Below are 20327 nucleotides of genomic sequence, written 5' to 3'. Positions count from 1 at the left end.
AGCGGCTTGCATATGCGGCAAAGCAGCCTAACGTGTGCGCAAACAAACAGATTGGGGCCTGCATGTCCGTCGGACGTATCATCGAAACCAATGACTGCGTGCGAGAAGGGGCCGAGTGGCTGTGTGATGCGTGCCCGCGCATGGCTTATGCGATGGAGCAGGTGGGTCCGTTACCTCTGCGCCGTAGGCCTGACGGGTTTGCGCAGCTGCTCAGCGCCATTGTCAGCCAGCAGGTCAGCGTAGCTTCGGCGAATGCGATTTGGAAACGCTTGCAGGAGGCGAAACTGACCGGTCCACGTAAGATCATGTGGGCCACGGAAGATGACCTGCGCGGCGTTGGGTTGAGCCGTCAGAAAATCCGTTATGCTCGCGCGCTGGCCGAGGCGCGTATTGATTACAAGGCATTACGCGACCTTCCTGATGCGGATGTTGTCGCTATTTTAACCGAGGTTCCCGGCATCGGGGTCTGGACAGCCGAGATTTATGCCATGTTCTCGCTGGGCCGAGCCGATGTGATTGCACCCGGCGATCTGGCGCTGCAAGAGGCCGCGCGTATTCTCTACGATTTGCCCAAGCGACCGACCGACAAAGAACTGCGACAGATGGCCGAGGCGTGGTCGCCCTGGCGCTCGGTTGCTGCGCGGGTGCTGTGGGCCTATTACCGGGTGGCCAAGGAACGAGAAGGGATCAGATGACTAGAGTATTGAATGCGCTCCGAAAAGAGCCGGTTTCGGGCGACACACGCTCGGTCGTGGTGTTTGTGCATGGCTATGGCGCTAACGGGGCCGACCTGCTGGGTCTGGCCGATCCGCTTGGTGAACACCTGCCGGACACGCTGTTTGTTTCGCCTGATGCGCCAGAGCAAATCCCCGGTATGCCCAACGGATTTCAATGGTTCCCGATCCCGTGGATCGATGGCTCCTCCGAAGAAGAGGCGCGCCGTGGCATGGAGATGGCGATCGAAGATTTCAACGCCTTCCTTGACGCGCTGATGGTCGACGAGGACGTTTTACCTGAACAGGTGGTTCTGTTCGGGTTTTCACAGGGCACGATGATGAGCCTGTATGTCGCCCCGCGTCGCGAGGATCCGGTCGCCGGGATCGTAGCCTTCTCGGGCCGGTTGCTGGAGCCAGATCTTCTGCCCGATGAAACCGTCAGTCGGATGCCGGTCCTGCTGGTGCATGGTGACGCTGATGACGTGGTTCCGCCTCAGTCTCTGCCCGAAGCCGCCGAAGCTCTGCAAGCCGCTGATTTCAAAGAGGTCTACGCCCATGTCATGAAGGGCACCGGCCACGGGATCGCCCCCGATGGCCTGAGCGTGGCACTGGCCTTCATGCGCGATAAGCTGAGCCTTTGAACCCCTATTTGGGTCTGAACGAGTTTAAACCAGAAAGGATTGGCAATGCTGGTGGTCACAGGAGTGGTTGAGGTCGCGCCAGAAGGTGTTGAAAAAGCTGCAAAAGCAGCGCAGGAAATGGTGTCGAAAACGGTGCAGGAAATGGGCTGTATCGTTTATGAATTCAGCCAGATTCTGGGGCATCCCAACCTGTTTCGTGTCTACGAAGAATGGGAAAGCCAAGCCGCGCTAGAGGCGCATTTCGCCACTACGCATATGGCTGCGTTTCGGGCCGCTCTGGCCGAGGTTGGCGTGATCTCGAACAGCGTGTGCCGGATTGTGGGTGGTGAGAAACAGCCACTGAGCTAGGGTCAGCCCCACAGGTGGGGTTCTGCGAACTCCACCGAATTACCCGCTGGGTCGCGCACATAGATCGAACGCGCGCCGTTAGGCCAGTCGAACTCCGCATCAATTGGCACGTTCCAGTCCAGCAGATGTTTGCGCATCGCTTCGATCTGCGAGCGCGGCATGGACAGGCACACATGGCCCGGTCCACGCGTGCCGTGCGGCGGCACGGGCAAGTCTGGGTTCTGGGGCGGTTTCTCGGTCTCGTCCGCGTTGAACACCAGCAGAACCGAAGCGCCGACCCGATAGAATACATGCCGGTCGGCAATGCGCTGGATTTTCTCTAACTCCAGAATCTCACCATAGAACCGTTCAGCGGCGTCTAGATCATCGACATAGATCGCAGCCTCGAGAATACCGTTGGGGGCCGGGATATCTGGTGTGATCTTCATGGCGTAAGCCTATCACAAATCGCGGTTTTTGTCACCGGCGCGTGCGGCGGTCGCGTTTACGTTGTGGGGCCACGTTGAACGCCGGTTCGGGCAGGCTGTCCCATTGGCCAGGCTGCAACCCGTCCAGCGTCCAGTCGTCGATTGAAGCGCGGATCAAGCGCAGGGTTGGGTGCCCCACAGCCGCCGTCATACGACGAACCTGTCGGTTCTTTCCCTCGCGCAGGGTCAATTCGATCCAGCAATCCGGCACCGTCTGACGTACCCGGATTGGAGGGTTGCGCGGCCATAGCCCTTCGGGTTCGTCCATCAGACGAGCCTTGGCGGGGCGCGTTACGCCGTCTTTCAACTCTACCCCGTCGCGCAGTACCTTCAGGGCGGCGGTGTCGGGCCGCCCCTCGACCTGAACCCAATAGGTTTTGGACATTTTGTGTTTGGGATCCGAGATATGGGCCTGCAGACGGCCATTGTCTGTCAAAAGCATCAAGCCTTCGCTGTCCCGATCCAACCGACCGGCCGGGTAGACACCGGGTAGGTCGATGAAATCCGACAGGGTACTGCGCGGCGAGCCTTCATTGGCGCGGTCGGTGAACTGCGGCAGCACGTCAAAAGGTTTGTTGAATCGGATGAACCAGGCCATGGGCCCGCCTTAGCGTGCAGGAGACAGCGGCGCAAGCTGTGGATAACCGTCACGTCACTGTTACGGATTCGGAATAACCAATCCCGAGATATTGTGGAAACTCGGGGCTTGTCAGAGTTTTAACACGATATATAGTTAAGTTAAGGCCGGGGCGGGTGTTCCCCGCTCTGATGTCAAACGGGCAGAGCAGAGCGAGGAGCGATTCTGATATGGACGCAGACTTCAGGACCGAATTTGTCAGGGAACCCGGTGCGCTGAGGCATCATCCGGCATTGGTTTTGAACGCCGATTATCGCCCCTTGTCCTACTACCCTCTGTCGTTGTGGCCCTGGCAAGAAGCGATCAAGGCGGCCTGGCTGGATCGGGTGGATATCGTGGCCGAATATGACGAGGTCGTTCGAAGCCCCAGCACCCAAATCCGAATACCGTCGGTTGTTGTGCTGAAAGATTACGTAAAACCCAGAAAGCGCGTGGCCTTCACGCGCTTTAATTTATTTCTGAGGGATGAATTCCGCTGTCAGTATTGTGGCAGCCGGGGTGATCTGACCTTTGACCATGTGGTGCCGCGCGCCGCAGGTGGCGTGACCAGTTGGCAGAATGTTGTGGCGGCGTGCAGCCCTTGCAACCTGCGAAAGGGGTCGAAATCCTTGCGGCAGGCGGGGATGAGCTTGCGTAAACCTCCGCGTCAGCCCGATGCCGAAGCGTTGCGCAATATCGGGCGGAAATTCCCGCCCAATCACCTGCATGACAGTTGGATCGACTTCCTTTACTGGGATGCGGAACTGGACGAGTTCTGACGCCACGCCGCCAGCCAGATCAGCACCAACCCGGCCGAGATCACGGCGTTCCATCCAGCCATCGACAAACCCAGCATTTGCCACGGGATATCGTCGCAGCGCACTAGCGGAGCGGTCATGATCTGATCGAACAAGTCATTGGTCGACATCCCACCGATATCGCCCGACGTGCAGCTTGTCGGACCTTCCCACCAGCCTTGCTCGACCCCCGCATGAAAGACGCCAATGGCCGAGGTGGCCAGTGCGGCCAGCGCTCCAAGCAGTGGCAGCACTCCAGAGCGCGGCAGCGCCAAGGCCGAAGCGCCGATCACGACAGCGGCCCCATGTGGGTAACGCTGCCAGATGCACATTTTGCACGGTGCCAGACCGCTTAGATACTGAAAGCCCCACGCCCCCAGCAACAGCGCAGCCGACCCGCCGGCCGCACAGAAAATCAACATAGTACGTCGTGTCATAGGTATTTCACCACCAGAAAGCCGCCAAAGAGCAAAATGATGAACAGGGTGAACATAAGACCAAGGCGCTTTTCGATGAAACCTCGGATGGGCTCGCCAAAGCCCCACAGCAGACCCGCCACCAGGAAAAACCGTAGCGCGCGGGCCAAGATCGAGGTTGCAATGAACGTGCCCAGCGGCATCCCTGTCCAACCCGACATGATGGTGATCACCTTGTATGGGAAGGGGGTCACACCTGCAGCCAGCACGGCCCAGAAGCCGAAATCGTTGAAGCGGGTGTTGAACTCCTCCATCGCGTGGCCCTTGCCCATGGATTCAAGGATCGGTGCACCGATACTTTCGTAAAAGAATGCCCCGATGGCATAGCCCAACATTCCCCCCAGAACCGAGGCGACCAAGGCGACACTGGCAATCAGCCACGCGCGAGACGGGCGGGCGATGATCATGGGAATCATCAACACGTCCGGGGGGATCGGAAAGAACGAGCTTTCGATGAACGCCACAAAGGCAAGCGCCCACAGCGCGTGCGGATGTTCGGCCAGACGAAGGGTCCAGTCGTAAAGAGATCGCAGCATCAGACGCTCAAATCCTGTTTCATTCCCCGCCAGCCAAATCATGCGCTGTGTGGGGCGTCAACCTTGCAGGTGAAACAAACCTTTCGCGCGGTGTTTTTTGCCTCTGGACCTTCTGGGCCATGGGCGCTAATCCAGTGTTCGTTGCCCAAGTGGCGGAATGGTAGACGCAGGGGATTCAAAATCCCCCGATGGTAACATCGTGAGAGTTCGAGTCTCTCCTTGGGCACCACCTCCGCAAATTGTTCTGATACGTTACCCGAACAGGGGTCATTTCTTGGGTCGAAGCACGAGCCAGATCAGAAATCCCATATAGGCAAAGACGTTCAGGTTCAGAACGGTATCGATCAGGGCTTGGCTCATGAACGGGCCTCTTGCGATAGGGATTTGAACAGGCAGATCACCAGAACTGGAACGATGAAGACAAATGCGATGGCCGACAGCGCGATGATAGAGCGGACAAGTCCGATATCCCCGACCAGAATCATCGCAAGCCCCAACGCTCCGAGAATGGCGCCCCAGACAGTTCGAATACGCGGCGAGGGATTCTGATCGCCGCCGGTTCCGATCATGGCAAGAGTGAAGCCGGCGCTGACGACACTAGTGACGACAAACAGGAACGCCGCCAACACGGTCGCGGCCCGCGTGATGGCATCCAAGGGGAACCGTTCCAGCAGGGCAAACGTGGTTGCGTCCAAATTCTGGGCGTTGATAACCGATAGCGCCCCGTCCTGACGCAGGGCGTCATAGAAGCCAAGGCCGCCAAAAATACCGAACCAAAGTATCGAAAACAGGGTGGGTGCTATGATCACGCCGACAAGAAATTCTCGGATCGTTCTCCCGCGCGAGATCCGGGCGATGAAGATGCCGACAAAAGGCGACCACGCCAGCCACCAGATCATGTAGTTCAGTGTCCAGCTTTGGAACCAGTTTACGATGGTTTCGTCAAAAAATTCGGCCGTCGAGAATCCAGCGGGTAAAACTTCGAACAGGTAGCGGCCAAATCCGGCGACAATGTCATTCATCAAAAATGAGGTCGGGCCCAGAATCAAAAGATAAATCATCATGGCCACGGCAATCAGCATCGCCGCGTTCGACAGTTTCGCCATTCCATCTCCAAGCTCTTTTCGTAGCGGGATGATGAACGCGATACAAAGCGCAATGAACACCGGGTAGGTCAGGACCTCGGGCGTATCTATTCCGATCAGGCCAGCCACGCCGGTTTGTATCTGGAATACACCCATTGCCATTGACCCGGCCAGGCCGACCGCGATGGCGACGATGGACAGGAGGTCAAAGATCCATCCCATCGCACGAGTCCAGCGTACATCGCCCAACGCCTCGACGACGGGTGCGCTTAGCAACATTGACCCACCCCGACGATAGGCGAAATAGGCAATGACAAGCGCTACAATTCCGTAGATCGCCCAGGCGTGAAAGCCCCAGTTCAGGTAGGTCACGAACATCGCATAGCTGGCGGCTTCGGCATCGTTATTGTACTGTTTGAGAACCTCGAAATGAGTCAGAGGTTCGGCTGCGCCGTAAAACAACAGCCCAACACCCATTCCGGCCGCAAACAGCATCGCGATCCAGGCGGGTGTCGAGAACTCGGGCTCGGTCGCGTCGCTTCCCAGACGGATATCGCCAAAGCGGGACAGGGCAAGGAAAATAGCCACGAAAAGAAGACCGCTGACCTCAAGCATGATGAACCAGCCGCGGCTGTTGAACTGAGCGGCCACCGCAGTTTCAGCCAATCTGCCCAACCCTTGAGGGTCAGCGAGACCCCAACCGGCAATCGCGGCACTGAGGAGCAACGCAGTAATCAAAAGCGGGCTTGGGCCGTTGTTTTCCAAGTTTTTTCACCTTCTGGTCTGTTAGGCTTAGTTAATCCCATCCCCGGCTTGAAATAAAGCATTGGACATACTGTGTCGCGCTGCGTAGCGGCCGAAAGGGGGTCGACCGTTCTACTGAGGGGAATTTTCGTCATCGGCCCTCAGATATGCGGTGCCGGGACGTTGCGCTGCGGGCGGGGGTTGACAAGCCGGGTCTCTGAATGAAACGTCGAAGCAGTTGGGAGACGTAGAAAATTCAGATGTTTGACCCTGTTGCCAGGTTGAACGGTGCAAAGCTTGTGCATGTGCCCGGCCAAGGCGCTCTGAAAATTCTCTCAAACACAATAAAAACATGGGAGTTATTCAAATGAAACACAGCAGAAAACTGGCCCTTGGCTCTGTCGTTGCCGCATTTTTGTCGCCTGCGGCTTATGCTGAGGAGTTTATCACGATTGGCACGGGTGGTGTAACGGGTGTTTATTATCCGACGGGTGGCGCGATTTGTCGTTTGGTTAACAAGGGCCGTAAGGAGCATGGGGTTCGGTGTTCGGTGGAATCGACGGGTGGGTCGGTTTACAACATCAACACCATCCGCGAGGGTGAGCTGGAGTTTGGTGTGGCGCAGTCTGACTGGCAGTACCATGCTTACAACGGCACCTCGAAATTCGAAGATGCGGGCGCGTTTGAGAACCTGCGCGCGGTGTTCTCGGTCCATCCTGAGCCGTTCACGGTTGTGGCGCGCGCGGATGCGGGGATTTCCAGCTTTGAAGACCTCAAGGGCAAGCGCGTGAACATCGGCAACCCGGGTTCGGGTCAGCGCGGCACGATGGATGTTGTGCTTGAGGCCGTGGGCTGGACGCTGGACGATTTCGAGCTGGCCTCGGAGCTGAAAGCGGCTGAGCAGTCGGCGGCGCTGTGCGACAACCAGATCGATGCGATGATCTACACCGTGGGTCACCCGTCGGGCTCGATCCAGGAGGCGACCACTGCCTGTGATTCCGTTCTGGTGAACGTGACCGGCGAGGCGATCGATGGTCTGATCGACGGCAATTCCTACTACCGCACCGCGACCATCCCCGGTGGCATGTATCGCGGCTCGGATGGCGACACCACGACCTTTGGTGTGGGCGCGACCTTTGTGACCTCGGCGGATGTATCCGATGACGCGGTCTATGCGGTTGTCAGCTCGGTCTTTGAAAACTTTGACGATTTCAAAAAGCTGCACCCTGCATTTGCGAACCTGAAGCCCGAAGAGATGATCTCGGACGGTCTGTCGGCGCCGCTGCATCCGGGTGCCGAGAAGTACTACAAGGAAAAAGGCTGGCTGCAGTAAGCCGGACCTGATGTGGGGCGCGCCTGTGACGGGCGCGCCCCTTTTGCACCCGGAGCAGCCGGGTGGACGATAAGGCCGAAACGGCCATATGACGGGGAGACGCCAGATGAGTTCCGACACACAATCCAACCGCCCGCTATCCGAGGAAGAGCTTCAGGATCTGGTGGCGTCCTCTGACGCGGGCGCGCGCAATCCGGCGGGGAATGTGGGGCTGTTTCTGGCCATCGTGGCGGTGCTGTGGTCGGTCTTTCAGGTGGTGCTGGCCTCGCCCTTGTCGAATGTGCTGCTGCCGGGCAGCGTGGTGAACAACTCGCGCCAGATCCATCTGGCCTTTGCGATCTTTCTGGCCTTTGCGGCCTATCCGGCGCTGAAATCCAGCCCGCGCAATTACATCCCCGTGCAGGATTGGATCATGGGCGTGGTGGGTGCGGTGATCGCGCTTTATGGTTATATTTTCTACGAAAAAGTCGTGAACAATGGCCTGCTGGCCGATGACGTGGACAAATGGGTGGCTCTGGCTGGGTTGCTGTTGCTGTTCGAGGCCGCGCGGCGTGCGCTTGGCCCTGCGATGGCGATCATTGCCACGATTTTCCTGGCCTATGTGTTCTTTGGCTCATCCTCCTGGGTGCCCGAGGTGATCCAGTGGAAGGGCGCCAGCCTGAAAAAGGCCATGAGCCATATGTGGATCACGTCCGAGGGGGTCTTTGGCATCGCTTTGGGTGTCTCGACCAAGTTCGTCTTCCTGTTTGTGCTGTTCGGTGCGCTTTTGGATAAGGCGGGTGCGGGCAATTACTTTATCAAGATGGCCTTTGGCGCGCTGGGTCACCTGCGCGGCGGCCCGGCCAAGGCGGCTGTGGTGGGGTCTGCGGCGACCGGGCTGATCTCGGGTTCTTCGATTGCCAATGTGGTGACTACCGGCACCTTCACCATCCCGCTGATGAAGCGGGTGGGCTTTTCCAGCGAACAGGCGGGCTCGGTCGAGGTCGCCTCTTCGGTGAACGGTCAGATCATGCCGCCGGTGATGGGGGCAGCGGCCTTTTTGATGGTGGAATATGTGGGCATTTCCTATGTCGAGGTGATCACGCATGCCTTCCTGCCGGCGGCGATCTCGTACATCGCACTGGTCTATATCGTGCACCTTGAGGCGGTGAAGCGGAACATGCCGACGCTGGGCAACCGCGTGGTGTCGATGGGCCGCACGATCGGTGGCATGGCGCTGTTCTTTGTGGGCTTTGCCGGGCTGTGCTATGGCATCCAATACCCGATCAAGGCGGTGATTGCGCTGATCCCCGGTGCCTCGGGTCTGGTGCTGTCGGCGCTGGTTGTTGTGGCCTATATGATCTTGTTGAAACTGGCCTCGGGCGTCGAGGATCTCGTCCCCGATGACCCCAACGCCAAAGAGGTCGAGCTGCCGGTCATTGCCGAGATCTACAAGGCCGGTCTGCATTACCTGCTGCCGATCATCGTGCTGGTCTACTTCCTGATGATCGAGCAGAAATCGCCAGGTCTGTCGGCTTTCTGGGCCACATCGCTGCTGTTCGTGATCCTGCTGACGCAGAAGCCGCTGAAGTCGATCTTCCGGGGTGAGAACAACACGGCCAATGCCTTCATGGCTGGCGTGGCCGACCTGTGGAACGGCCTGATCGACGGCGCACGCAACATGATCGGCATCGCACTGGCCACCGCCACCGCAGGCGTGATTGTGGGCACCGTGACGCTGACCGGTGTGGGGCAGGTGATGGCCGATCTGGTCGAGTTCCTGTCGGGCGGCAACCTGATCGCCATGCTGGCGCTGGTGGGCCTGCTCAGCCTTATTCTGGGCATGGGCCTGCCGACCACGGCGAACTATATCGTCGTCAGCTCGCTGATGGCGGGTGTGGTCGTGGAACTGGGCGCGCAGGACGGTCTGATCGTGCCGCTGATCGCGGTGCATCTGTTTGTGTTCTACTTCGGCATCATGGCCGATGTGACGCCGCCCGTGGGTCTGGCCAGCTTTGCCGCTGCTGCCGTGTCAGGAGGCGACGCGATCAAGACGGGCTTCACCGCCTTCTTCTATTCCTTGCGCACCGTGGCGCTGCCGTTCGTGTTCATCTTCAACACCGATCTCTTGCTGATTGATGTGGGCTGGGTGCAGGGCATTCTGGTGGCCATCTCTGCGACCATCGCGATCCTGATCTTCACCGCCGGCACCATGGGCTGGTTCCTGACCCGCAACCGCATCTACGAAAGCGTGGCGCTGATCCTGATCGCCTTTGCGCTGTTCCGTCCGGACTTCTTCATGAACCGCATCGCGCCGCCCTTCGCGCAGATCGACCCGGCACAGCTGGAGCAAGCCGTGGGCGACGCCGCACCGGGCAGCACCCTGCGGATCGAGGTCGCGGGCCCCGATTTTGACACCGGCAACATGACCGAAACCACCGTGGTCCTGACGGTCGGCGACGAGGGTGATGGTGCGGCCCGCATCGACGCCCTTGGCCTGTTGCCGCTTGAGGAGGACGGCCTGGTCAAGCTGGATGAGCCTCTGTTCGGCACCCCGGTCTCGGACGAGCTGTCGAACTTCGACTACTACGCCGACGAGCCCGTCCGCATCACCACCGTGCAGGCCCCCCAGAACCAGCCCCCCAAAGAGCTGATCTTCATCCCGGCGCTGATCTTGCTGGGCTTCATCGCCTTCCTGCAACGCAGCCGTGCAGCCCGCACAAGCGAACAAGAGGTAACATCATGATCAAATCCGTCCTCTGTGCCGTAGATGCCGGGAAGCCCGAAACCGATGCCGAGGTCCTACGTCAGGCCGCGCGGCTGGCAGAGCTCGACAATGCTCAGCTTGATGTTGTTACGGTGCTGCCCGATTTTGGGGAATCCTTTGTCGGCAGCTTCTTCGAGCCCGAGCATCACGAGCAAGCCGTGGCCAAAGCGCAAGAAGCGCTCGAGGCGCTGGGTCAATCGGTCCTGGGCGAAGCGCGCAACGCACAGGTACGCCATGTGGTCGCCACGGGCACGGCCTATCAGAAAATCCTGCACACGGCCAAAGAAGCAGGCAGCGACCTGATCGTCATCGGCGCACACCGGCCCGACCTCAAAGACTACCTCCTCGGCCCAAACGCAGCACGCGTCGTCAGACACTCAGAAGTCTCAGTCTACGTCGTGCGCTGATCAATAGCCGGTCATTTCAAGGTAGCCGCGCCCTGTGTGACTGCCTGATACCATGATCGGGCCTTCCCAATACTCAAATCGCGTTGCCATCCATGCTTTGGGCGTCAGGGCCGTGACTTCGACATCCACTCCGCGTTCAGGCAATTCAACGCGCCAGCGAACGGGGATGTCTCGCTCTGCGATCCGCGCTGTGTCCAGCGGGGTGAAACGGGTTGACCCGTCCGGCAACGGGGTTGTGGTGCCATCTGCGCCAATCCATGTGGCCGCCGTGAAATCTTGTTGCGTCCCACGAAGACGGAAGGCCATCAGCTTGTCTCCGTCGTCAAAACTGAGCGAGAACCAGTCCCATCCGATCTGATCCGCGGCCAGAGGTTGCGAGGACCATTCTCGATCCAGCCAGCCCTGACCCTGCACGGCGACATTGCCTTCCGGCAGGTGCAATGTTCCCTCAACACTGTAGAAGGGCTGCGAGTAGTAGTGGCTTGCCTGTCCTTCGGCGGATTTCACGGAATATCCGTCCGCCCCGTGAAACACCAACGGGCCTTGGGCTGTCAGGCTCAGGTCATACGTGAACTCTGCGCCGCTGGCACGCAGCTGCAAGCTGTTCAGATCATCCCCTCGCATATACCAATCATCGACCCATGCCTCGAACGGCGAGGCCGTCACTCCGGCCTGACCGATGCCGCCGCGCGAGAGACGCTCGGCCAGAAAATGGTTGTCAGGCGTGGTGACGGCAGCGTGGCCCAGCCAAAGCTGTGGGTTTTGCCAGCCATCTGTTTGAAAGGGCTTCAATGCAGATCGGAACAATGTCCACTGGATACCATAATCGCGCCCGTCCTCGCCTTGCAGATTGGCCGTCAGGTACCACCACTCGATCCGGTAGTCGGGGTGAGGGCCGTGGTCAGCCGGGAATTGAAATTGATATCCGCGTTGAGGGATCGCAAAGCCTTCGGCAGATCCGCCTAGGCCCGCATAGCCTTGCGCGTGAGCCCAATTGGGTAGAAGCAGAACGGCGATCAAAAACCAAGCCCTAACGTTCATTGGCAAATACCCTCAGTAAGTCCGCAGGTGGCAGGCGCAGCAGGCGCAAGGCAGGCAGGCCGCCCGCAACAAAAGCCGCCAGAATGGTCAGCGCCAGAAGATAGGCCCAATCCACAGGGAAAAGATACATCGGCAAGCGCCAGCCAAAAGCCTCGACATTGATGACGGCCAGCAGGGCCCATGCAAGTGCAAGCCCAAGTGGCAGCGCCAGCACTGCTGTCAGTGCTGCCAACAGGATACTGCGCAGCACCTCGAGCCACGCCAGCCGATTCCGGGTTAGCCCCAGCGCCCAGACCGGCGCGATCTGGGGCAGGCGCTGGGTCCACAAGGTCAGCAGGCTGGTCAATATGGCAAACCCGGCCACACCCAGCGTCAGGACATTCAGAGCCGAGGTTACGACAAATGTCTTGTCGAACACTGCCAGCGATTGCGCCTTGATCGCCGCTTGCTGAACCACGGCGCCCGACGGCAGATCGAACCGGTCTCGCAACTCCTGCGCCAGAGCCGAGGCACGCTCGGGCGGTATGCGAATGCCGAATTGCCGTGTCTCGACCCCCGGTGCGATCATGTCCAACAGCGGCATTGCGACAATGGCCTGCCCGGTTGGGTTGCCATAGTCGGAATAGACGGCGGCGATGGGCAAGGTGGTCGCCGATGTCAGCGCCAACTCATCGCCGGGCCAGAGGTTTTGACGGCGGGCGAGTTGCTCGTTGATCAATACTGCGCGCCCCTGCATCACTTGGTCCCACGCGCCGTCGGACGTGGCGATCAGCGGCCAGTTCTCGCGATAAGTCGGATGGTCCAGAACGCCGTATAGGAACAGTGGACCGCTTTCATGCGCTATTTCGGTGTTACGAATGGGCAGGATCATATCAACCTGAGGGGCAAGCCACTGTGTGATCTCTTGGCCCTGCGCATCGTCTGCGGCGGTCAGGTAGAGTTCCGAGGCCAAACGCTGATCGAGCCAGCCGGTAAAGGTCAGGCGGAAGCTCGATACCATGGTGCTGACCCCGATATTGGCGGCCAGTGCCAGCAGCAGGGCCATCAATGCCAGCGAAAGACCCGGTAGTTGCGCGCGCATATCTGACCAGACCCATTGCGCGACGGGGCCGTTCGCCCGAGCCCCGAAGCCGCGTAACAGGATGGACAGAAGGAACGGAAGCAGTAGGGCCGAGCCGGTCAGAAGGCCCGCGACCAGGATGAACCCAGCGATCAAGCCTCCGATCGCCAATTGCGCGCCGATACCCAGAGCAATCGCGGCTACTCCGGCCATCGCGATCACCCGTCGGCCCGAGGCAGCGCTGCGCCAGGCTTGAACGCCTGCCCCGGACAGCAGCGGCAGGTGGGCTAGTCGATACAGGGCGTGACCACTGGCCAGCAAGGTACCACCCAGCGCCATGGCAAGTCCGGCCAAAGCCCATTGTGGTTGCAGGCTGATCTGCCCGCTGACTGGCGCGCCGTATAGACCGCGCAGCGTGGCGGCCACATCAGGCAACAAGGCACCAGCGATAAAGAACCCGAGCAGCAGACCCAACACGCCGCCGATCAGGGCCAGTAGGGTCAACTCGGCCAGAATGGTCCAGACCAGCCGCCGCATCGACACGCCAAGGGCGCGCAAGGTGCGGATCATCGCGCGCCGTTGGGCGAAGGCCAGCCCAACCGTGCCATGCACGATGAACAGGCCCACTGCAAAGGACAAAAGCCCGAAGGCGGACAGGTTCAGATGAAAGCTGTCGGTCAATTGCGCGGTGTCCAATTGGTCCGCGGCGGGGATACGGTCGAGATCGGGGGTGATCTCTGGCAGAGCGGGCAGGCCCTTCGGTTGTTGTGGCAATACGACCAGGTGGCTGATCTGGCCTTGACGGTCCAGCAGGGTCTCCGCCACGCCTATATCAGTCAGGATCAGACCGGGCGGCAGGGCGTCGCTGATCAGGACCGGCGGCAGAGACGGCTGGTTTTGCAACCGGTCGGCCACTGCAGGCGTTGTCAGCAAACGCCCCGGCGCGGTCAGCATATCGGCAGGGTCGGGCGGGGCAGTCCCTTCTTCGACCTGAGTAACAGCGGGCAGGGCCGGGTAAGCGACCATATCAACACCAAGCAACCGGAACCTGTTCTCTCCGATACGAACCGAACCTTCGAGCACAGCGGCCACCTGCCACCCTGCGCGTCTGAGCGTTGCATATTGCTCAATCGGGATCGTCCCCGAGGGGTTACGCAGCGTGTCGAAGCGGCCCAGCAGCAGTTGGTCATTGGCGCGCTGATAGCTGGCCCGCGCCTCGGCATTGATGGCCTGAACCGCAGACCACAGGCCTGTGGCCAGAGCGATGCCGATCAGCAAAGTGGCAAGTTGCAACCGATGCGCCCGCCAATGGGACAGCAGAGCCAGCAGGACGACACGCGTCATGCCACCCGCCCACCAGACAGATGCGCGTGATGATCCAGTCGCCCGGCAATGTCCTGTGAATGCGTGACAAGCAGCAGCGCCGCCTTGGTTTCCGCGATCAGGGACAGCATCAGGTCCAGCACCGTGGCGCTGGCGGTTTCGTCCAAATTTCCCGTCGGCTCATCCGCAAGCAGCAGCTTGGGTCGTGTTGCCATGGCGCGACCGATGGCGACGCGTTGCTGCTGGCCACCTGACAAAGTTTCGGGGTAACGGGCCAGCAGTTCCGACAGCCCGAGTCGCGTGGCTAGATGATCGACCCATTCAGCGTCCAGCCGGTTCGCAAGCCGCGCATGAAAAGCAAGGTTCTGCGCGACGGTCAGTGAGGGGATCAGGTTGAACTGCTGAAACACCAATGCCATGCTTTCACGGCGCAAGGCCGCCCGACCGGGATCGTCCAAACCGGACAGAGCGGTCCCGTCCAGTGTGATCTCGCCCCCGTCGAACCCATCAAGCGCGCCCACAAGGTTCAAAAGCGTGCTCTTGCCGCTGCCGCTTTCGCCCGTCAGCGCCAGAGTTTGCCCGCGATCAAGGTTCAGCGTCACCCCTTGCAAAACGGGGCGACCACCCGGATAGGATTTCCGAACGTCGTCGATCTTCAGCAGCATTTCCAAGCCTCTAACGATGTCCGTCACAATGTGGACCCTTCGGCATTAGTGTCCAGACCAGAGTTGATTTCGCACCCTTTCGTCGCAGCCGGGCAGGTGGGGTTGTTCAGCCCTGTTGAACACGTCATGGTGAGGTCAAGTGGTCACAATGAGACGGGCGAGCATGACATTACCAGAGCAAATTGTCTGGGGCAGTCTTTATCTGGGGATTTGCTTCCTGATCGAGATCGTGCTGCTGACTTGGTGTACGCAGGTGATCCGAGTGCTTTCTCTGCGGTTGGAGCAGAGCAAACGGTTCTTTACCATCGCAGCACCTTTATGTACCGCGCTGGCGTTTATCGTTCTGATTCATACGTTTCAGGTCTGGCTATGGGCCGTTGTGTGGGTGCTGGGGGAAACACTGCCGGAATGGAATGAGGCGCTCTATTTCTCATTGGTGACATTCACGACACTTGGCTATGGCGATATTGTCTTGGGTGAGGGGCTGAGGATTTTCGGCGCCTTCGCCTCGGTGACGGGCCTGTTGGCGTTCGGGTTGTCCACAGCCTTCATGGTCGCCTTGATGACCCGTGTTTTTCAGGAAGAGTTGATCTCTTAAAGGATCGGCGCAAAGAGCCGCGCCAGAGGGGAGCCGAAGCGGATATAAAGGCGTTGTTCGGACAGGTCGCGGTCCAGCTCGTAGCTTTGTTCGAAATCCGCCTCCAGCATTTGGGCCACCGCATTGGCGGCGCGGCTGTCAAAAAAGAGCGCCATGGCCTCGAAATTCAGGCGGAAGGATCGGTTGTCTAGATTCGTGGTACCGATGGCGGCCAACGTGTCATCCACGACAAAAGCTTTTTGGTGCATGAACCCGTTGGTATAGCGGAAGACCCGCGCGCCACAGTCGCGCACCTCGTCGAAATAGGCAAAGGCTGCCAGCCAGGGCAGGCGGTGATCCATCACTTCGGGTACCAGAATGCGCACGTCTACCCCGCGCAGGGCAGCGTGCTGAAGGGCGGTCATTATGTCGATATCGGGCACGAAATAGGGCGATGCGATCCACAAACGCTCTTTCGCCTCGGTAATGGCGGCAAAGAACATCATTGAACCGGTTTCTGTTTCGTCACCGGGACCAGTTGCAACCAAAAGCGCGTTCATGTCCTGATCAGACTCCGAGCCTGCCCAGTCCAGATCGTCGATCAGGTCTTCTTCATGGGCCCAGTGCCAATCTTCGGTAAAGATCAATTGCAACTGCCGGACGATATGACCGCTCATCTTGATATGCGTATCGCGCCAGTGCCCGAAATAGTTGTCTTGCCCCAGATATTCGACGCCTACATTGTGCCCGCCGATAAACCCGGTTTCGCCGTCGATGATCACCGTCTTGCGGTGGTTGCGGTAGTTGAGCTGAAAGCGGTGTTGAGGTCCGCGCCGATCACGCGGGTTGGCAATCTCGACCCCGGCTTCGCGCAGCGTGTCCAGATAGGCCGTGGGCAGGCCATAGCTGCCGACAGCGTCAGTCATGAAGCGCACGCTCACGCCACGCTGGGCCGCTTCGATCAGTTTGGACTGCAACCTTTGGCCCAGCGCGTCATCGCGCACGATGTAGAACTGTATCAGGATGTAGTTCTGCGCCGCATCAATCGCCTCGAATATGGCGTCGAACGTGGCTTGCCCGTCGACCAGCAACGCGGCCCCGTTCCCGCGCGAGACGGGCAGGTGGGCAAGTGCCTCGAACGGGCGCGGGTTGATCCGCATCGTGGCCGGATCGGGTCGTGAGAAATCGGCGAATGTCTTGATCCCTTCGACCACACTTTCGCTGTGCTTGCGCGCGATGCGATAACCGCGAAACCTGTGGTGGCCCAGAAACAGATAGAGCGGGACGCCAAACACCGGGGCCGAGATCAGGAATACCACCCAGCCTACGGCCCCTTGCGGCGTGCGCGCGGTCTGCGCGGCGCGGATCGCAAAGACTGCCGCCAGCACATAAAGCGCAAAGACAAGCGCAGAAACAAGCAATGTCCACACGGGGTTATCGGCCCTCGTTCCAGTTATTTGCCCCAGTGTAGACCCGTTTGCGATCCGGGGCTATACGCGTGCTGAGATTAAAGCAACCGAGCCGCCAATTGCGCGAGGTCGGCCCGCAAGGTGTCCCGAACCTCGCCTGAATTCGGGCGGTCGCGCAGCGTTTCAAACCAATGCAGAGGTGGCCGCTTGCCCGCAGCCCTGTTCCAGCGCAGGCCGCGCAAAGTGCTTTGCGAGGTGTTGTTCAGCCGGTCCGGGATCTCGGTCCCGTTCAGCACCGCCCAAACACCTGTCCAAAGTCGGGCGACTGACCACGGGTTGTATCCGCCGCCACCCAACACCAGCAGGCGTGGCGCCAAGTCGCGCAGGGCTGCCACGGTGCGCCAATGGGCGTTGTTGGACAGGGTCAGGCGCGACAGAGGGTCCTCGGCCACTGCATCGGCCCCGCATTGCAGCACAATGGCCTGAGGTCGGAACGACATTGTGGCGGGCAGGATCAACTGGTCGAGGATCGTATAGAACTCATCATCATTCAGCCCGCGTTCGACGGGCAGATTGAACGCTGCACCGCCCGCCGTGTCCGTCAAAGCGCCGGTAAAGGGCCAACGGCGCGTTTCGTGGACCGAGATCATGCGGATTTTGGCCGACCCTGCAAATGCGCTTTCAACCCCGTCGCAGTGATGGGCGTCAATATCCACGTAGACGACTCGATCCAGCCCGGATTTCAACAAGGTCAGTATCGCCAGAACAGGATCGTTCAGATAGCAAAACCCGTTGGCGCGGTCCGCAAGCCCATGATGCGTGCCGCCTGCGGGGCTGAAAACGATGCCGCCCTCACGCAGCAGTTCGGCACCCAGCATCGACCCTCCGGCGGCGGTGGCGGGACGGCGGTACATCTCGGCAAAAACAGGGTTTGACAAAGTTCCCAGCCCGTATCGGCTGCGGGTGTCATTCGAGACGGCCTGCTCGGCCTCGGCCTGTTGCAGCGCGGTGATGTAGTCCGGCGTATGAAATGCGTGCAGGGCAGAGGGTTTTGCGCAAGGACTGACACGGTAGTTCTGCTGGTTCAGCCAGCCTTGCGCGCGACACAGGTCGATGACCGTCGACACACGCGGAATCGCCAGCGGATGCTGTGTGCCGTAGGTAGAGTTCCGATAGATCTCGGACCCGATGAACACAGGCTGCATGGTTCACCCTGCACGCGGGTCTTCGCCCAAGCTTCCATCCAGCGACATCATGATCGCAATCGGCCTGAGCGCAGGGATATGGCTGAACACGATCAGAATGCAGACGGTCAGCGGCACGCTGAGGAACGCGCCAATCATGCCCCAGACCGTGGTCCAGAAGGTCAGTGCCAGAATGACAAGGAAGGTCGACATGTTCAGCGATCGCCCCAGCATGGCCGGGTCTACGAAATTGCCGATCAGGAATTGGATGGTGCCGCACCCCAGCACGATGATCAAAAACGGACCGATGCTTTCAAATTGAACCAGCGCGATCATGGCCGGGAAAATGACCGCAATGATCGAGCCGATCGAGGGGATGAAATTCAGCGCGAAGGTCAGGACGGCCCAGGTCTCGGCATATTCCAGCCCGAGAACGCGGAAGATCGAATAGCTGATCCCGGCCGTGACCAGGCTGATAAAGGTCTTTACCCCCACATACCGTTGCAGACTAAACGAAATGGCATCCAGCACCGCCGCGAAGTCTGCTCCGGTTTGAGGGTTCCCCGCAACCAGTTGTATTTTCTTGCGAAACGCCAACCGCTCGGCCATCAGGAACGCAACATAGAGGCTGATCAGAAAGAACTGATTCAGCAACGAGGTAGCGCTGCCCAGCATTACGCGCGCGACATAGGACATGTCGATGCTGATCAGATTGTCACGGATAAAGCTTGTAACGTCATTGCCCACCAGCCCCGCGATCCGGTTCACTGCGCTGTCGAACTGATCTTCGTAGGTGTTGATCGAGCGGGCAAACTGTGTCGCCTGACTGCCCAGAATATACATGATCATGAACAAACCGGCCAAAACAACGATAACACCGGCGATGTTGGCCACCCAGACCGGCACGCGCGTGATGGAGATGACACGATCGCTGACCGCGATGATCAGAACGTTGATCAGCAAGGCCATGGTAAGCGGGATCAGAAAGGCGGACCCAGCATAAAGGCCCAGTACCACCAGCGTGGCGACTATCGCGGTGTCACGCACGACCGACAGGCGCAGTCGCGGTCGTGTCACATGTGGGTCCTGATCCAAAGGCATCGTTTTGTCTGTTGCCATTCTAGCTGTCTTGAGAAGCCGATTTACTGCCCTGATCCTGCACAGCCGAGCAGGATTATGCAATGCGCGCAAGCGTTTGGGAGTATTAATTTGCGTTGAACCGGGTTTTGACGGTTCTGTGATCCGGCGCGCCGCGTTAAGACTTGGACATGAGCGCCAATATGATTCCTTCCGCAAAACGACCCCTTCAGGCGCTATGGCTGGCCTTTGGCCGGTTCAGTGCCAAAAACGGAATGGTCATGAGCAGCCATGTTGCCATGTCCCTGATGCTGGCCCTGTTTCCCTTCGTCCTGTTCACAGTCGCCTTGGCGGGGACACTGTCGCAAGACTATGTCACCAATGAGTTGATCGAGCTGATTTTCGGCGCCTGGCCCAAAGATGTCGCCGATCCGATCGTGGCCGAGCTGAGAGCAGTTTTGCAGGCTTCGAACTCCAGCGTAATAACGCTGGGGGGGCTGTTGGCAGTGTTTTTCGCCTCGAACGGGGTGATGGCAGTGCGGGCGGCGATGAATCAGGCTTATCATGATCAAGACAGTTGGCCGTTTTGGAAAACCCGCCTTTACTGTCTTGGACTGGTGATTGCCGGAGGAGCGACCGTTCTTGCGATTGCTGCAGTCGAGGTTGTCTTGCCCGTATATACAAGGCTTGTGTCCGAAAAAACGGATGTGAACGTGTCCAATTGGCTGTCCGTGGATCGGTTGCGCTGGACCTTTACAGTGGCGGTCCCAGCGGGGCTTGTGATGCTGGCCCATCTTCTGCTGCCGACGCGGCGCCACAAGCTGACGCAAATCCTGCCCGGCGTGGCGTTGACGCTTGCGCTCTGGGCGGCGGGAGGGTGGGGCTTCTCGATCTATATCGGGCAGTTCGCCTCGTACAACGCGACCTATGCGGGGTTGGCCGGAGTGATGGCGGCACTTATTTTCCTGTATCTCTGCGCGGCTATGCTGATTTTGGGGGCCGAGTTCAACGGGGCGTTGATGGATCTGGGCGAGGCGGCAGACTAGCTTCACCATATCCCGGCGCTGTGCTGCCTTGTT

Annotated in this window: 20 protein-coding genes and 1 tRNA gene; 10 read left to right on the top strand and 11 right to left on the bottom strand. The window is 59.4% G+C overall.

All coding sequences use genetic code 11. From position 1 onward, the window contains the following. The first annotated feature begins 62 nt into the window (after window positions 1-62). From GOV80_RS00405 to GOV80_RS00395, 3 genes are read left to right on the top strand one after another with little or no spacing between them, the layout of a single operon-like run. Window positions 63-695 carry a DNA-3-methyladenine glycosylase family protein gene (locus GOV80_RS00405; protein ID WP_170782444.1) on the top strand — a complete coding sequence of 211 codons (633 nt, stop codon included), beginning with the start codon at window positions 63-65 and terminating at the stop codon, window positions 693-695. Then, window positions 692-1357: an alpha/beta hydrolase gene (locus GOV80_RS00400; RefSeq protein WP_170782443.1), complete on the top strand. Its 666-nt coding sequence runs from the start codon at window positions 692-694 to the stop codon at window positions 1355-1357. The genes GOV80_RS00405 and GOV80_RS00400 overlap by 4 nt, the downstream gene beginning before the upstream one ends. 45 nt (window positions 1358-1402) lie before the next feature. After that, complete coding sequence (locus GOV80_RS00395) at window positions 1403-1705, top strand: putative quinol monooxygenase (RefSeq protein ID WP_170782442.1); 303 nt, start codon at window positions 1403-1405, stop codon at window positions 1703-1705. Window positions 1706-1707: 2 nt separating this feature from the next. On the opposite strand, the gene GOV80_RS00390 is transcribed toward GOV80_RS00395, so the two are convergent. Both GOV80_RS00390 and GOV80_RS00385 read right to left on the bottom strand, forming a co-directional pair. Beyond that, window positions 1708-2133, bottom strand: a complete 426-nt coding sequence (locus GOV80_RS00390; RefSeq protein ID WP_170782441.1) for a VOC family protein — start codon at window positions 2131-2133, stop codon at window positions 1708-1710. A gap of 31 nt (window positions 2134-2164) precedes the next feature. Then, window positions 2165-2770, bottom strand: a complete 606-nt coding sequence (locus GOV80_RS00385; protein WP_170782440.1) for a pseudouridine synthase — start codon at window positions 2768-2770, stop codon at window positions 2165-2167. A gap of 209 nt (window positions 2771-2979) precedes the next feature. Here GOV80_RS00385 and GOV80_RS00380 point away from each other — a divergent pair, with 209 nt between their 5' ends. Then, on the top strand, window positions 2980-3567 hold the full coding sequence (locus tag GOV80_RS00380; protein ID WP_170774178.1) for an HNH endonuclease: 588 nt from the start codon (window positions 2980-2982) through the stop codon (window positions 3565-3567). Here GOV80_RS00380 and GOV80_RS00375 read toward each other — a convergent pair. Further along, window positions 3537-4022 carry a disulfide bond formation protein B gene (locus GOV80_RS00375; RefSeq protein ID WP_170782439.1) on the bottom strand — a complete coding sequence of 162 codons (486 nt, stop codon included), beginning with the start codon at window positions 4020-4022 and terminating at the stop codon, window positions 3537-3539. The genes GOV80_RS00380 and GOV80_RS00375 overlap by 31 nt on opposite strands. Then, the gene (locus GOV80_RS00370; RefSeq protein WP_170774174.1) at window positions 4019-4597 is read right to left on the bottom strand and encodes a YqaA family protein; all 579 of its coding nucleotides are present in this window, start codon (window positions 4595-4597) and stop codon (window positions 4019-4021) included. Before GOV80_RS00370 ends, GOV80_RS00375 begins: the two co-directional genes overlap by 4 nt. A gap of 143 nt (window positions 4598-4740) precedes the next feature. Between GOV80_RS00370 and GOV80_RS00365 the strand changes: the two genes are divergently transcribed. Beyond that, window positions 4741-4826 (top strand) — tRNA-Leu (locus tag GOV80_RS00365). Window positions 4827-4953: 127 nt separating this feature from the next. On the opposite strand, the gene GOV80_RS00360 is transcribed toward GOV80_RS00365, so the two are convergent. After that, window positions 4954-6408: a BCCT family transporter gene (locus GOV80_RS00360; protein WP_237215616.1), complete on the bottom strand. Its 1455-nt coding sequence runs from the start codon at window positions 6406-6408 to the stop codon at window positions 4954-4956. 385 nt (window positions 6409-6793) lie between these two features. On the opposite strand from GOV80_RS00360, the gene GOV80_RS00355 reads away from it, so the two are divergent. From GOV80_RS00355 to GOV80_RS00345, 3 genes are all read left to right on the top strand, one after another. Beyond that, complete coding sequence (locus GOV80_RS00355; RefSeq protein WP_170782437.1) at window positions 6794-7759, top strand: TAXI family TRAP transporter solute-binding subunit; 966 nt, start codon at window positions 6794-6796, stop codon at window positions 7757-7759. Between the two features lie 106 nt (window positions 7760-7865). Further along, window positions 7866-10484, top strand: a complete 2619-nt coding sequence (locus GOV80_RS00350; RefSeq protein WP_170782436.1) for a TRAP transporter permease — start codon at window positions 7866-7868, stop codon at window positions 10482-10484. Beyond that, the gene (locus GOV80_RS00345; protein WP_170775899.1) at window positions 10481-10912 is read left to right on the top strand and encodes a universal stress protein; all 432 of its coding nucleotides are present in this window, start codon (window positions 10481-10483) and stop codon (window positions 10910-10912) included. Before GOV80_RS00350 ends, GOV80_RS00345 begins: the two co-directional genes overlap by 4 nt. Here GOV80_RS00345 and GOV80_RS00340 read toward each other — a convergent pair whose 3' ends face one another. The 3 genes from GOV80_RS00340 to GOV80_RS00330 are packed head-to-tail and all read right to left on the bottom strand — an operon-like array spanning window position 10913 to window position 15001. Further along, window positions 10913-11953, bottom strand: coding sequence for a lipocalin-like domain-containing protein (locus GOV80_RS00340; protein WP_170782435.1), 1041 nt, complete (start codon window positions 11951-11953; stop codon window positions 10913-10915). Continuing rightward, a complete protein-coding gene (locus GOV80_RS00335; RefSeq protein WP_170782434.1) occupies window positions 11943-14357 on the bottom strand; it encodes an FtsX-like permease family protein in 2415 nt (804 codons plus the stop codon). Before GOV80_RS00335 ends, GOV80_RS00340 begins: the two co-directional genes overlap by 11 nt. Beyond that, window positions 14354-15001 (bottom strand): ABC transporter ATP-binding protein, encoded by a 648-nt coding sequence (locus tag GOV80_RS00330; RefSeq protein ID WP_170782433.1) that lies wholly within the window; start codon window positions 14999-15001, stop codon window positions 14354-14356. The genes GOV80_RS00335 and GOV80_RS00330 overlap by 4 nt, the downstream gene beginning before the upstream one ends. Window positions 15002-15164: 163 nt before the next feature. Here GOV80_RS00330 and GOV80_RS00325 point away from each other — a divergent pair, with 163 nt between their 5' ends. Continuing rightward, window positions 15165-15599 (top strand): ion channel, encoded by a 435-nt coding sequence (locus tag GOV80_RS00325; RefSeq protein ID WP_170769812.1) that lies wholly within the window; start codon window positions 15165-15167, stop codon window positions 15597-15599. On the opposite strand, the gene cls is transcribed toward GOV80_RS00325, so the two are convergent. From cls to GOV80_RS00310, 3 genes are all read right to left on the bottom strand, one after another. Then, window positions 15596-17008: a cardiolipin synthase gene (gene cls, locus GOV80_RS00320; RefSeq protein WP_170782432.1), complete on the bottom strand. Its 1413-nt coding sequence runs from the start codon at window positions 17006-17008 to the stop codon at window positions 15596-15598. The genes GOV80_RS00325 and cls overlap by 4 nt on opposite strands. Before the next feature lie 77 nt (window positions 17009-17085). Further along, entirely contained in the window at window positions 17086-18192 is a 1107-nt protein-coding gene (locus tag GOV80_RS00315) for an acetoin utilization protein AcuC (RefSeq protein ID WP_170782431.1), read from the bottom strand. A gap of 3 nt (window positions 18193-18195) precedes the next feature. Beyond that, complete coding sequence (locus tag GOV80_RS00310) at window positions 18196-19290, bottom strand: AI-2E family transporter (protein ID WP_237215588.1); 1095 nt, start codon at window positions 19288-19290, stop codon at window positions 18196-18198. A gap of 149 nt (window positions 19291-19439) precedes the next feature. Between GOV80_RS00310 and GOV80_RS00305 the strand changes: the two genes are divergently transcribed. Next, window positions 19440-20294 carry a YihY/virulence factor BrkB family protein gene (locus tag GOV80_RS00305; protein WP_170782430.1) on the top strand — a complete coding sequence of 285 codons (855 nt, stop codon included), beginning with the start codon at window positions 19440-19442 and terminating at the stop codon, window positions 20292-20294. The last annotated feature ends 33 nt before the right edge of the window (window positions 20295-20327 follow it).

The sequence above is a fragment of the Ruegeria lacuscaerulensis genome, from assembly GCF_013034685.1.
Lineage (GTDB): Bacteria > Pseudomonadota > Alphaproteobacteria > Rhodobacterales > Rhodobacteraceae > Ruegeria > Ruegeria lacuscaerulensis_B.
The sequence above is the reverse complement of the archived record's forward strand: the minus strand, read 5'-3'. Positions and strand labels throughout refer to the sequence as shown.

What these genes read in the sequence shown, in the direction of transcription:
- GOV80_RS00330 (WP_170782433.1), bottom strand. Translation starts at nt 15,001, where the DNA reads ATGCTGCTGAAGATCGACGACGTTCGGAAATCCTATCCGGGTGGTCGC.
- GOV80_RS00335 (WP_170782434.1), bottom strand. Translation starts at nt 14,357, where the DNA reads ATGACGCGTGTCGTCCTGCTGGCTCTGCTGTCCCATTGGCGGGCGCAT.
- GOV80_RS00310 (WP_237215588.1), bottom strand. Translation starts at nt 19,290, where the DNA reads ATGGCAACAGACAAAACGATGCCTTTGGATCAGGACCCACATGTGACA.
- GOV80_RS00385 (WP_170782440.1), bottom strand. Translation starts at nt 2,770, where the DNA reads ATGGCCTGGTTCATCCGATTCAACAAACCTTTTGACGTGCTGCCGCAG.
- GOV80_RS00340 (WP_170782435.1), bottom strand. Translation starts at nt 11,953, where the DNA reads ATGAACGTTAGGGCTTGGTTTTTGATCGCCGTTCTGCTTCTACCCAAT.
- GOV80_RS00370 (WP_170774174.1), bottom strand. Translation starts at nt 4,597, where the DNA reads ATGCTGCGATCTCTTTACGACTGGACCCTTCGTCTGGCCGAACATCCG.
- GOV80_RS00305 (WP_170782430.1), top strand. Translation starts at nt 19,440, where the DNA reads ATGAGCGCCAATATGATTCCTTCCGCAAAACGACCCCTTCAGGCGCTA.
- GOV80_RS00375 (WP_170782439.1), bottom strand. Translation starts at nt 4,022, where the DNA reads ATGACACGACGTACTATGTTGATTTTCTGTGCGGCCGGCGGGTCGGCT.
- GOV80_RS00315 (WP_170782431.1), bottom strand. Translation starts at nt 18,192, where the DNA reads ATGCAGCCTGTGTTCATCGGGTCCGAGATCTATCGGAACTCTACCTAC.
- GOV80_RS00380 (WP_170774178.1), top strand. Translation starts at nt 2,980, where the DNA reads ATGGACGCAGACTTCAGGACCGAATTTGTCAGGGAACCCGGTGCGCTG.
- GOV80_RS00345 (WP_170775899.1), top strand. Translation starts at nt 10,481, where the DNA reads ATGATCAAATCCGTCCTCTGTGCCGTAGATGCCGGGAAGCCCGAAACC.
- GOV80_RS00405 (WP_170782444.1), top strand. Translation starts at nt 63, where the DNA reads ATGTCCGTCGGACGTATCATCGAAACCAATGACTGCGTGCGAGAAGGG.
- GOV80_RS00395 (WP_170782442.1), top strand. Translation starts at nt 1,403, where the DNA reads ATGCTGGTGGTCACAGGAGTGGTTGAGGTCGCGCCAGAAGGTGTTGAA.
- GOV80_RS00350 (WP_170782436.1), top strand. Translation starts at nt 7,866, where the DNA reads ATGAGTTCCGACACACAATCCAACCGCCCGCTATCCGAGGAAGAGCTT.
- GOV80_RS00325 (WP_170769812.1), top strand. Translation starts at nt 15,165, where the DNA reads ATGACATTACCAGAGCAAATTGTCTGGGGCAGTCTTTATCTGGGGATT.
- GOV80_RS00355 (WP_170782437.1), top strand. Translation starts at nt 6,794, where the DNA reads ATGAAACACAGCAGAAAACTGGCCCTTGGCTCTGTCGTTGCCGCATTT.
- GOV80_RS00400 (WP_170782443.1), top strand. Translation starts at nt 692, where the DNA reads ATGACTAGAGTATTGAATGCGCTCCGAAAAGAGCCGGTTTCGGGCGAC.
- GOV80_RS00390 (WP_170782441.1), bottom strand. Translation starts at nt 2,133, where the DNA reads ATGAAGATCACACCAGATATCCCGGCCCCCAACGGTATTCTCGAGGCT.